14 protein-coding genes, 1 tRNA gene and 1 riboswitch are annotated in these 11,166 nt (G+C 66.0%); of the genes, 8 read left to right on the top strand and 7 right to left on the bottom strand.

The annotated features are described in order from the left end of the window. The first annotated feature begins 142 nt into the window (after nt 1–142). Nucleotides 143–484, top strand: a complete 342-nt coding sequence (locus tag QGG75_20815; GenBank protein ID MDP6069672.1) for a tellurite resistance TerB family protein — start codon at nt 143–145, stop codon at nt 482–484. On the opposite strand, the gene QGG75_20820 is transcribed toward QGG75_20815, so the two are convergent. After that, entirely contained in the window at nt 481–1,125 is a 645-nt protein-coding gene (locus QGG75_20820; protein ID MDP6069673.1) for an alpha/beta hydrolase, read from the bottom strand. The two genes, QGG75_20815 and QGG75_20820, sit on opposite strands and share 4 nt — an antisense overlap. A 106-nt stretch (nt 1,126–1,231) precedes the next feature. On the opposite strand from QGG75_20820, the gene QGG75_20825 reads away from it, so the two are divergent. Next, the gene (locus QGG75_20825; protein ID MDP6069674.1) at nt 1,232–1,918 is read left to right on the top strand and encodes a TVP38/TMEM64 family protein; all 687 of its coding nucleotides are present in this window, start codon (nt 1,232–1,234) and stop codon (nt 1,916–1,918) included. Here the strand turns inward: QGG75_20825 and QGG75_20830 are convergent, their stop codons facing one another. Both QGG75_20830 and QGG75_20835 read right to left on the bottom strand, forming a co-directional pair. Next, nucleotides 1,919–3,052 carry a biotin/lipoyl-binding protein gene (locus tag QGG75_20830; protein MDP6069675.1) on the bottom strand — a complete coding sequence of 378 codons (1,134 nt, stop codon included), beginning with the start codon at nt 3,050–3,052 and terminating at the stop codon, nt 1,919–1,921. A gap of 61 nt (nt 3,053–3,113) precedes the next feature. Further along, complete coding sequence (locus tag QGG75_20835; protein MDP6069676.1) at nt 3,114–3,245, bottom strand: hypothetical protein; 132 nt, start codon at nt 3,243–3,245, stop codon at nt 3,114–3,116. 168 nt (nt 3,246–3,413) lie between these two features. On the opposite strand from QGG75_20835, the gene QGG75_20840 reads away from it, so the two are divergent. Next, nucleotides 3,414–3,869, top strand: coding sequence for a hypothetical protein (locus tag QGG75_20840; protein MDP6069677.1), 456 nt, complete (start codon nt 3,414–3,416; stop codon nt 3,867–3,869). 25 nt (nt 3,870–3,894) lie between these two features. On the opposite strand, the gene QGG75_20845 is transcribed toward QGG75_20840, so the two are convergent. The 4 genes from QGG75_20845 to QGG75_20860 all read right to left on the bottom strand — a co-directional run bounded on the left by QGG75_20845 (nt 3,895) and on the right by QGG75_20860 (nt 6,951). Next, nucleotides 3,895–4,248, bottom strand: coding sequence for a hypothetical protein (locus tag QGG75_20845; GenBank protein MDP6069678.1), 354 nt, complete (start codon nt 4,246–4,248; stop codon nt 3,895–3,897). 79 nt (nt 4,249–4,327) lie between these two features. Beyond that, the gene (locus QGG75_20850) at nt 4,328–4,519 is read right to left on the bottom strand and encodes a hypothetical protein (GenBank protein MDP6069679.1); all 192 of its coding nucleotides are present in this window, start codon (nt 4,517–4,519) and stop codon (nt 4,328–4,330) included. Between the two features lie 509 nt (nt 4,520–5,028). Further along, nucleotides 5,029–6,186 carry a 3-phenylpropionate MFS transporter gene (locus QGG75_20855; GenBank protein MDP6069680.1) on the bottom strand — a complete coding sequence of 386 codons (1,158 nt, stop codon included), beginning with the start codon at nt 6,184–6,186 and terminating at the stop codon, nt 5,029–5,031. 691 nt (nt 6,187–6,877) lie between these two features. Beyond that, nucleotides 6,878–6,951: transfer RNA gene (locus QGG75_20860), tRNA-Gly, on the bottom strand. Between the two features lie 124 nt (nt 6,952–7,075). Between QGG75_20860 and QGG75_20865 the strand changes: the two genes are divergently transcribed. The 5 genes from QGG75_20865 (at nt 7,076) to QGG75_20885 (ending at nt 11,066) form a co-directional block, all read left to right on the top strand. After that, nucleotides 7,076–8,065, top strand: coding sequence for a radical SAM protein (locus tag QGG75_20865; GenBank protein ID MDP6069681.1), 990 nt, complete (start codon nt 7,076–7,078; stop codon nt 8,063–8,065). Between the two features lie 24 nt (nt 8,066–8,089). Beyond that, a riboswitch (SAM riboswitch) is annotated at nt 8,090–8,167 on the top strand. Nucleotides 8,168–8,213: 46 nt separating this feature from the next. Next, nucleotides 8,214–9,416: an O-succinylhomoserine sulfhydrylase gene (gene metZ, locus QGG75_20870; GenBank protein MDP6069682.1), complete on the top strand. Its 1,203-nt coding sequence runs from the start codon at nt 8,214–8,216 to the stop codon at nt 9,414–9,416. A gap of 75 nt (nt 9,417–9,491) precedes the next feature. Continuing rightward, nucleotides 9,492–9,884, top strand: coding sequence for a Co2+/Mg2+ efflux protein ApaG (gene apaG / locus QGG75_20875; protein MDP6069683.1), 393 nt, complete (start codon nt 9,492–9,494; stop codon nt 9,882–9,884). A 19-nt stretch (nt 9,885–9,903) separates the two neighbouring features. Beyond that, complete coding sequence (gene folE / locus QGG75_20880; protein ID MDP6069684.1) at nt 9,904–10,575, top strand: GTP cyclohydrolase I FolE; 672 nt, start codon at nt 9,904–9,906, stop codon at nt 10,573–10,575. 143 nt (nt 10,576–10,718) lie between these two features. Next, nucleotides 10,719–11,066, top strand: coding sequence for a caspase family protein (locus QGG75_20885; protein MDP6069685.1), 348 nt, complete (start codon nt 10,719–10,721; stop codon nt 11,064–11,066). Nucleotides 11,067–11,166 lie beyond the last annotated feature (100 nt).

Genomic DNA, 11,166 nt, shown 5'->3' on the forward strand with positions numbered 1-11,166 from the left:
AGGCCACCGGCGCCGGAGACTATTCTGCACCACCGGCCCGTTCCGGCCTTCGCTGTTGATGGGCTGCGGCCGAACCGGGCCTCAGAACGGATGGCAAACAGACTAACATAGGATATGGTACAAACCTTGGGGGCAGGTCAACATGACCGACAACGAGCTTGCCGTCATCGATGAACTCATCCGCACGTTGCCCGCCTTCGAGGACTTCAACAGCGAGATGCTGCCCGAGCTGGCGGCCACCTGCGCCGAGATCCTGAGCCAAGAAGACGGCCTGGAGACGCTGCTCGGCCTGGTGCGCGAAAACCTGCCCGAACGGCTCCGCGAAACCGCCTATCTGCTGGCCTGCGACGTGGCCGCCGCCGACGGCGAGGTGCAGCAGGAGGAACTCAGGCTGCTCGAGCTGATCCGCCACCGCCTCGACATCGACCGGCTCAGCGCCGCCGCCATCGAACGCGCCGCCAGGGCGCGATTCCAGACGATCTAATTCCTCCCCAAACCGGCCACGAAGGCGGCCACGGCGGCGATGCCGTGCTGCCAGTTTTCGGCCTCCGTGCGTCCCGAGGCACGGCGTGGCTTGAGGCTGTGGTCGCCGTCCTCCAACCACTCGATGCGGATGCCCGCGGCCAAATCGTAGCCGGAGACGTCCTGGCGCGAGCCCAGCGCGTCGCGCGTGCCCTGTACGATCAGGGTGGGCGTGGCCAGGGAGGAAAGATGCTCGGTCCGGGTCTTCTCCGGCCGGCCGGCGGGATGGAAGGGGTAACCCAGGCAGACCAGACCGGCCACGCCGGCCCGGTCGGCCAGCAGGCTGGCGACACGCCCGCCCAGGGACTTGCCGCCGATGACCAGGCGCCGGCTCGACCAGCCGGCTGCGGCCAGCCTGGCAATCGCCGCCAGCCAACAGGCCTGCAACACCGGCGGCCGGTTGGGCGGCGGTTTGCGGCCCTCGTGACGGGCCCGCATATAGGGAAACTCGAAGCGCACGACGCGGATGCCGGCCACCGCCAGGCCCTCGGCAAAGGCGGCCATGAAGGGGCTCTGCATGGGCGCACCGGCGCCGTGGGCGAGGATGAGGGCGAACTCGGAATCGTCTGGGCCGTCGCTGATCAGGGGGCCGGGTTCGCTCATCGTTCACGCTTTCTTGCCGCTGGCGCCTTATAATCCAAATATCTCGCTGGGAAACCAAGAGGAACCTCGTGACAGCGCCTTGCCGCCCGCCCCGAAGGGCTCGAACGTGAACCGCCAGCGCCGCCGTTATTCCTTGTGGCGGGGCGTCGCCGCCGTGGTTTTGGCGCTGCTCATCGCTTGCGGTATCTGGCAGCGCCAGATTTTCTCGGCCGAGCACCTCGAGACCCTGGTAACCGGCTTCGGCCCGCTGGCGCCGCTGGCCTTCATGGCGCTCTACGTCGTGAGCTGCATGCTGGCGCTGCCGGGCTCGCTCATGACCATGCTCGCCGGGGCGCTTTTTGGTCCCGTGCTGGGCGCCGTCTACGGCCTGACCGGCGCCACCATCGGCGCCACCGCGGCCTTTCTCATTGCCCGTTACATCGCCTCCGACTGGGTCGCGGCCAAGGCCGGCGGCCGCCTCAAGCAGCTTGTCGAAGGGGTCGAGAGCGAGGGCTGGCGCTTCGTCGCCTTCGTCCGGCTGGTGCCGCTGTTTCCCTTCAGCATCACCAACTTCGCCTTCGGCCTGACGCGCCTGCGGGTGCTGCCCTACTTCTGGGCCACCTTCGTCTGCATGGCACCGGGGGCGGTCGTCTTCGCCTATCTCGGATTTGTCGGCCGCGAGGCCATGGGCGGCGGCGGCGACCTGGTGCGGAAGGCGCTGCTGGCGCTCAGCCTGCTGGCAGCGGCCGCCCTGATACCCGTCATGGTGCGTCACCGCCGGCGGCAAAGAAAACCGACGCAGCTTGAGCAATAATCAGTCATCAAGATCGCGCCAGGCCTCGATGGGCGCGCGCCATAACCGCTCGACCTGACCGCTCAGGCTCTCGGGCAAGAGCGAGCCGGACCAGAGCTTCACCGGGGTCAGCAGCGGCGGCGGCACGACCCCTTCACCAAAGGCGATGCGCATGACCTGGGCCTGCGACACGGTGGCCACGTTCTCGGCCAGGTCACGGGGCAACTCGGCCGTCAGCGGCAACAACTCGACGATACGGCCCGGCGAGTCACCGGCCGCGGTGCGGATGAAGACGGCGTCGCCCTGGGCCGCCGTGGCGGCGCCGCCAAGCGGCACATGGGCGAGCACGAAGGCCGGTCCGGAATAAATATGCAAAAGGCGCTGGCCCCGTTTGACCAGGCTGCCCTGGACCACCGCCAGACGTCCGACGACACCGTCGCCGGGCGCCCTGAGGCGGCCACCGTCGTAGATCGCCTGCAATTCATCGAGCGCCATCTTGGCGCGGCGCAGCGCCGCCTCGACTTCCGGCAGCCGGGCCGCCAGGTCCCGGCTGGCCGTCACCAGGGCGGCCCTGCTTTGATGCACGTCGAAGCCGACCCCGAGGGCGGCATAGCGCCTTCTCAAGTCATCCAGCGCACTGCGAAAGGCGCGCTCCGCCGCCTCGGCCTGGGCCGCCGGGGTGACCGGGGCGGCGTTGCGCCGGGTCTCCAGATCGAGCAGCGCCGTGACCAGCTCGGCCCGCATCCTGAGCTGCGAATTGCGCCGGGTTTCGCGGACATAGTCGGCGGCCAGGCTGGCAAGTTGCTGACTGATCTGCAGCGAGCTCAGCTCGGCGATAACCTGGCCCGCCGTCACGGCCGTGCCCTCAGTCACCTGCAGCGCTTTGACCGTGGCCGGATAAGCCGCCACCAGCGGCCTGCTTCGGCGCGTCACCACGCCGTCGGCGCGCAGGAACAGCAGCGGTGCCAGCAAGGTATCCAGCAACACCAGCACGACCAGGCCGACGGCCGCCAACACCAGCCAGTGCACAGCCAGCATGCGCCGGCCGCTGGGCGGGCGCGGCTCCATGATCTCTCGCCTCAGATCGGGCTCGGCCGCGGTCTGCGAGACCACCGTATCCACCGTGTCCCTGCTGCTACGCAGAAATTCGAACATATCGCGTCTATTGTAGAACAGATCCCATCATATGGTACTGCTGATGGCAATGCGGCTGCAATCAGGCCGCGGCCCCGATCTTGCCCTTGTCGCGGGCCGCCCAGAGCGCCCGCGCCTCGGCCAGCGCCGCCGCCCGATCGCCGGCCCGGCCCAGCGCCCGCGACTTGGATTTGCCGCGGACCAGGATGCGCACGTACTCGGCAAAAGGATTTTCTTCAGTTCCCGGCTGGGCGCGAAATCTGCTGTAATTCGGCGGCGATGCGGAATACCCGGAGCCCGCCCATCGCTGCCGTTCCCACCACGGCCGCCCAGCGCCTGTCTGCTGCTGTTCGGCCTTGCCAACCAGCGGGGGAGTAGGACCTTGAAGAAACGAACCGGCGAGCCCTGGCGGCCGGCATCCGAATACGCCGCCTCGCTGAGCGGCCTCAGCCTCAACCTGCTGGTGCCCGACATCGCCGCCGCGCTGCCCTTCCACAACCACGTGCTGGCAGCCGAGACGGTCTACAGCGACCCCGACTTCGCGGTCTTACGCTTTGGCACCGCCGAATGGTGCCTGCACGCCGACCACACCTATCGGGAGCACCCGCTGCACGGCAGCCTGGGGCCCGAACTGGGCCGCGGCATCGGCGCCGAGTTGCGCCTCCATGGCCGCGATCCCGATGCCGCCGAGGCGGCGGCGCGTGAGCATGGCTTCGTGGTGCTGGCCGGCGCCATGGACAAGCCGCACGGCCTGCGCGAGGCCTATATCCTTGATGACAGCGGCTACCTCTGGGTGCCCGACGTGCCCTTGTCGTCCGGACAGCATCCAGCCGACTGAAGGAAGCCACGGAGATAAGCGCCGACTAGTTCGCCTCGACCTCCTTGACCATCAGCTTCAGCGCCGCCGAGAAGGAATCCTCGACGTTGCTGGGACAGTATTCGTCGAGCCAGGCCACGGCATCCTGGAGGTATTCGTTCTTGCTCAGGTCTTTCTCGAAATCGCTGGTATCGCCCTGGAACAGGTTGCGCGCCACGACGTAGCCGACCAGAGCGGTGATGTAGGGCTGCAGATCCTTTTCGCTTTGCTCGCGGGCCAGGGCATAGCCTTGGCAGGAGTTGTCCATACTGTCCATGAAGTCGCCCAGGCGATTGCTGCCGATGCCGACGGCCAGCGCCGCGACGACCACGCCGATGACGAGAAATAAGAGGGGACGCATGACGGCCTCCGGCGGCTTCTGGAAGGCCGCTGAGTATGGCCGCAATTGGTTACCAAAGGCTTCCCGGGCGGAAAGTGCTCTATTCCGGCTCGACCTCCTTGACCATCAACTTGAGGGCGCTGGCAAATGATTTATCGGTGTTGGCGAAACAGTAACGGTCGAGCCAGCCCACGGCGTGCTGGATGTAGGGGGTATTGCCCAGGTCCTGCTTCAGGTCGGGGGCGTCGCCGTGAATCAAATTCCGCGCCATGACGTAGCTCAGCAGGCCCACGATGTAGGGCTGCAGCTCCTTTCCGCTGGCCTGGCGGGCTAGCCCGCATTTCTCACCGGGTCACGGCCTGCGTCGTCCCCAGGTGATGCGATCCGGAAGGAAAAGGTCGATGAGCGTAGTGGTACTACGCTCTTCGACCTTTTCCGTAGCGGGCGCGCAGCTGGGGGCGACCCTTCGGGCGGCGCTGTCGCACCCACAGGGTGTGTCGCGCTGCTTGCCCGATGTCCCACATCGCGCGGCGCAGCGTTCCTACCCTGTCGGCGCGACAGCGCCGCGCAGGCCATGACCCGGTGAGAAATGCGGGCTAGGGCGTATCCGCGACAGGATTTGTCGATGCCGCCCAACATGGCACCGAGGCGATTGCTGCCCAGGCCGACGACGAGCGAGGCCACGACCGCCCCGACAACGAGAAAGCTGAGGGAACGCATGACCGCCTCCGGCTTGATCCGACGCGCCGGCGAGTATGGCCGAAATTGGTTACCAAAAGCTTCCGCCGCCGCGGCCGGCCGTCAGGCCGCGGCCATCTCCATGGTGGTGCCGCGCCAGCGCCGGGCCAGAAGTATGGCAAACAGCGTTCCCAGGGCGGCCAGCGCCGCCATGGCCTGGAAGGCGGCACCGCCGGCCTGGCCGTAGAGCCAGCCGGCCAGCGGCATGGCGACGCCGAAGGCCACCCCCATGGCGATGCCGGCATAGAGGCTTTGCGCGGTGGCCGAGATCTCGGCCGGCACGGCCCGGGCGATGAAGTGCATGGCACCCAGATGGGTGGCCCCGAAGGTCAGCGCGTGCAAGGCCTGCACCAGCACCAGCACCTCGAGTTCCGTGGTCAGGCCGGTGACGCTCCAGCGCAGCATGGCGGCCAGGCCGCCAATGATCAGCAGTGTCGTCGGACCGAGCCGGCGCACGACGGCGGCACTGAAGGTGAAAAGCGCGACTTCGACGATCACGCCCTCGGCCCAGAGCCAGCCGATGACGTCGTCGCCGTGGCCATGGGCACGCCAGTGCAGCGTGCTGAAGCCGTAGAAGACGGCATGGCTGGCCTGGATCATGCCGCCGGCGGCGAAGAACACCAGCATCAACGGGTTGCCCAGCACCAGCCGCGCCGGCGCCCGGCCCTGGCGGCGGGGCGGGGCCTTGTGGTCGGGCAATAGGATGGTGGCGCAAAGCACGAGCCCCAGCACGCCCAGGATCAGCCACAGCACCCAGTCCTCGCTGCGCCCCACCAACAGCCGCCCGGTACCGACCGAGCCGGCGATGAAGGTCAACGATCCCCAGAGCCGGATGCGGCCGTAGTCGAGGCCATGCGCCCGCACCTTGAGCATGGTCAGGTTTTCAGCCAGCGGGATGAGGGCGGCGAAGGCCAGGCCCCACAGCGCCGTAACCATAAAGATGGGCCAGAAACCGTCGGCGATGCTGAAAAGCGCCGCCGCCGCCAGCGCCGCCGCCGCCAGCACGATCATCGGCAGCCGGCGGTCGCCGCGGCGGTCGACGACGTGGGCGATCAAGGGATTGCCGAGCACTTTCACCCAGGTGGCGACGGCAAACAGAATGCCGATCTCGGCGGCGCCGACGCCATGGGCCTCGAGCCAAACCGGCCAGAAGGGGCCATAGATGCCGAGTACGGCAAAGACAGCACCGTAGAAAAACGCCAGCCGGGCCGACAAAATCAAGGTCGGCGCACTTCCTAGCATCCGCGGATCGCTCCCCTTGACCTGGGAAAAAGCCAATATGCAACCGCCGCCGGCGGGCCCAGCGCCGGCCGCAAACCTTTGCCGGCAAAAGAGTCTGGAGCGGGCGAAGGGAATCGAACCCTCGTCGTAAGCTTGGGAAGCTTCTGCTCTGCCATTGAGTAGTACCCGATAACCTTTCAAAATCAATCTGTTAGCCAACTTAGGATAGCTCACTCCTACGTCTGTCACAGCTGTGTCACAACACGCGAGGTGATTGTGGTCATGGCGAGTATCCGAAAACGAGGCAGCATCTGGCAATCCCAAGTACGCAGGAACGGGCGGCGTCTCTCAAAATCGTTTCAAAACAGGAAGGATGCGCAGGCTTGGGCCAGGGGCATCGAGGTCGACATAGAGAGGGGCCTTATTGCTATCGAACCGTGCCAGCCAGAAACGACCACGCTAAGTGATCTAATCGACAGGTAACCGTCTGGAGGTGGGGGAGGGGGTGGCCACGACCAGGTGGGGTTGGGTGGCTTGGAGGTGAGGTGGAGGGTGCTTCAAGTGGCTCAAACGGGTTCCTGTCACAATCCTGTCACAATTCCTAGGCATAACGTGCTATCGTTGGCTTTCTTGAAATTAAGACATGGCTGTGGCAAGCGATTGAAAAATAAAGGTTTTCTCCCAGGAAAAATGGAGCGGGCGAAGGGAATCGAACCCTCGTCGTAAGCTTGGGAAGCTTCTGCTCTGCCATTGAGCTACGCCCGCGCCCGCCGCAAGTGATAGCACAGCCGGCCGGCGCCTTCAAAGTTTGGTGATCGACGCCAGCGCCCGGTTGACAAACCCCGGGCGGCGGCGGATTTTGGCGCCTGGACCCAGTCTTGGCCGCAGCATGACCAACACCTCCGAATTCGCCCCGGCGCTTCTCGATCCCGCCAAATTCCGCAATCCGCGAGTCACCGCCAAGGGCGAGCCCCGGGCCAGCGTGGCGCTGACGGCGCTGAAGACGCTTTGGTTCAATACCGGCACGCTCTGCAACCTGACCTGTGCGCACTGCTATATCGAATCGAGCCCGACCAACGATCGCCTGGCCTACCTGACGGCGGCCGAGGTCGAGAGCTATCTCGACCAGCTCGAGGACCTGGCGGCCGGGCCGCTTGCCTCCGAGACGCTTGCGTCCGAGACGCTGGAGATCGGCTTCACCGGCGGCGAGCCCTTCATGAACCCGGAAATCATCGCCATGCTGGATCTGGCGCTGGGGCAGGGCCATGGCGTGCTGGTGCTGACCAATGCCTCGAAGCCCATGCTCAAGCTCAAGCCCCAGCTTCTGGATCTCAAGCAGCGTTACGGCGACCGCCTGGTCCTGCGCGTCTCGCTGGACCACTACACGGCGCTGCTGCATGAGATGGAGCGCGGCGAACACACCTGGACGAAGGCGCTACCCGGGGTGCGCTGGCTGAGCCAACAAGGCTTTCGCCTGCACGTTGCCGGGCGCACCTGCTGGGCGGAATCGGAGAGCGACCTGCGCCAGGGCTTTGCCCGCCTCTTTGGCCGCGAGAACATCGACCTCGACGATGATCCGGCGGCGCTGGTGCTGTTTCCCGAGATGGACGAAAGCGTCGACGTGCCCGAGATCACCACCGCTTGCTGGGGCATTCTCGACGTCGATCCGAGCGCCATGATGTGCGCCAGCTCGCGCATGGTGGTGAAGCACCGCGGTGCTGGCTGGCCCACGGTGGTGGCCTGCACGCTGCTGCCCTATGACGACGCTTTCGAGTTCGGCCCCGAACTGGGCGAAGCGCTGCAGCCGGTCAGGCTCAACCACCCCCATTGCGCCAAGTTCTGCGTCCTCGGCGGCGGCTCCTGCGAGGGCGGCGATTGACAACCGGGGCTTTGGCCGATACAAGTCGCGCCCCGTGGTGATTTGGCCGGCCGGCTTGCAGCCACGTTAAACAACTAGCTAAAAGGCCGAGCCCAAAAGGACCCGGCCGTGGCGGCCGGGTTTTTTTGTTGAGGAAACCATGGACCAGATGGCTGGCGGCTTGGTGCGGGAAACATCCGAAGCGGCTGTTTGGCGGCGCGCCACACGGCAGGTTCACGGCGGCACGCAACGTTCGGAATTCGGCGAAACCAGCGAGGCCATGTTTCTCACCTCGGGCTATGTCTACCAATCGCCCGAAGAGGCCGAGGACCGCTTCAAGGGCGATGACGACGGCTTCATCTATTCGCGCTTCTCGAACCCCACCGTGGGCATGTTCGAGGAGCGCATGGCCTTGGCCGAGGGAGCGCCGCGCTGCCTGGCCACGGCCACCGGCATGGCTGCCGTCAATGCCGCCCTGATGTGCCAGCTCGAGGCCGGTGACCGGGTGGTCGCCTCGCGGGCGCTGTTCGGTTCGTGCCGCTATGTCATCGACGAGATCCTGCCCCGTTTCGCCATCACCGTGGTGCTGGTCGACGGCAGCGATCTCGAGCAATGGCGCCAGGCCTTCAGGCAGCCCACGAAATGCGTGTTCCTGGAAACACCCTCCAACCCGACACTGCAGATCATCGACCTGGAGGCGGTGTGCGAAATGGCCCACGCCGCCGGAGCCCAGGTCATCGTCGACAACGTCTTCGCCACACCGGTGCTGCAGCGGCCGCGCGAATTCGGGGCCGACATCGTGGTCTATTCGGCCACCAAGCACATCGACGGCCAGGGCCGCTGCCTGGGCGGTGCGGTGCTGGGCGATGAGGACTTCTGCGAGAATGTGCTCAAGCCATATCTCCGCCACACCGGACCGGCGCTCAGCCCATTCAACGCCTGGGTCATGCTCAAGGGCCTGGAGACGCTGGAGCTGAGGGTGGCCCGCCACGCCGCCAACGCGGCCGAGATCGCCGACTTTCTCAGCGGCCAGGGCGGCATCGAAGGGGTGCTCTATCCCACCCGCCACGACCATCCCCAGGCGGCCCTGGCACGGCGCCAGATGTCGGCCGGCGGCTCGGTGGTGGCCTTCGACGTGGCCGGCGGCAAGGAGCGCGCCTTTGATTTCCTCAGGCGCTTGCGCCTGGTCAAGATCTCCAACAACCTGGGTGACGCCAAGAGCCTGATCACCCACCCCGCCACCACCACCCATCAACGCCTGGAGGCGGCCGAGCGTCGGCACCTGGGCATCAGCGATCGGCTGGTGCGGCTTTCGGTCGGCCTCGAGGATGCCGAGGACGTCAAGCAGGATCTCTTGCAGGCTTTGGTATGAAACTGGACAATCGCGGCCGGCGACACGATATTTCGTAGGACCACGCCGGGACGAGAGGTTGGGAGCGCAGCAGCCATGTACACGCGGATGACGCGGTCGATCGAGGTCAGCATCAATCCCGTCTATCTCGACGACCAGTCAGAGCCGGACGACGATCACTTCGTCTGGGCCTATCGGGTGCGCATCGAAAACAAGGGCGCCGAGACGGTCCAGTTGCTCAACCGCTATTGGCGCATCACCGATGCGCTGGGCCGCACCCAGGAGGTGCGGGGCGCCGGCGTGGTCGGCGAGCGCCCGGTGCTCGATCCCGGCCAAAGCTACGAGTACACTAGCGGCACGCCGCTCTCAACGCCTTCGGGCATCATGGACGGCAGCTACCAGATGGAAACCCCGGGCGGCGAAACCTTCGACGTCGTCATTCCGCCCTTTTCGCTGGACAGTCCCCACCAGCGGCGATCCGTGAACTGAAAGCGCGAGGAGAAAGCCCGTGAAGGCAAGCCGAAGCGGCAGGCTCAGCGCCGTCGCAAACACGGCCCCGGAAGCCCCGGCAGCGCGGCGCGAGGCGCAAAAGCCCAGCCGCGAGGAAGCCCAGGCGGCGGTCGAGACTTTGATCCGCTGGGCCGGCGACGATCCCGGCCGCGAAGGCCTCAAGGGCACGCCGGACCGGGTGGTGCGGGCCTATGAAGAGTTTTTCGCGGGCTATGACGACGATCCCGTGGCCTACCTCAGCCGCACGTTCGAAGAGGTCGAGGACTACGACGAGATGGTGGTACTGCGCGAGATCCGCGTCGAATCGCACTGCGAACACCACCTGCTGCCGATCATCGGCTGCGCCCACGTGGCCTACCTGCCCCAGCGCCGGGTGATCGGCATCAGCAAGCTGGCGCGCCTCGTCGATGCCTACGCCAAGCGGCTGCAGATCCAGGAAAAACTCACGGCCCAGATCGCCAATACGCTCAATGACGTACTGGAGCCCAGGGGCGTTGCCGTGGTCGTCGAGGCGGCGCACCAGTGCATGACCATGCGCGGCGTGCACAAGCCCGGCGTGGTCATGACGACGAGCCACATGCTGGGTGCCTTTCGCAGCGATGCCAAGACCCGGCGCGAGTTCCTGGCCATGATCCACGCGGGCGGCGGCCACCACCACCACAACGTCTAGGGCGGATTTCTCACCGCGTCACGGCCTGCGCGGCGCTGTCGCGCCGACAGGGTGCGTCGTCCGCCGCCTGGTCCCAGTTGCCCATTCCACTTCGGACGCGTATCGTGACAAAGAACATTGCCCTCTCGTTGAAGAGGTGAGGCATGTGGTGGGTGCGGCAAATTGCCGTGATACTGTGCCTGACGCCAGGGATCGCACTGGCGGCCGAGAAGGATGCGTTCGGCCGCTACCATGCGCTGGTTATCGGCAATAACGCCTACATCGACCTGCCAAAGCTGAAATCGGCGGCCGGCGACGCCAAGGCGGTTGCCAAGATCTTGACGGCGGACTATGGCTTCAAGAGCCAGCTGCTTATCGATGCCTCGCGGACCGACATCATCGATGCCCTGGCCGCGCTGCGGGCTCGCTTGAAGGTCAACGACAACCTGCTGATATACTTTCGCCGGCCACGGTGGCCTGCCCCCCGAAAACTGGTCCAGCCCGGATGTTAGGATTGGGTTGGCTTGAAGGAGGGCAAAATGGCGAAGAAGAATCACACGGTTGAGCAGATTATCGGCAAGCTCCGCGAGGCGGAGGTCCGGCTAAGCCAGG

Source organism: Alphaproteobacteria bacterium, assembly GCA_030740435.1.
Classification (GTDB): Bacteria; Pseudomonadota; Alphaproteobacteria; order UBA2966; family UBA2966.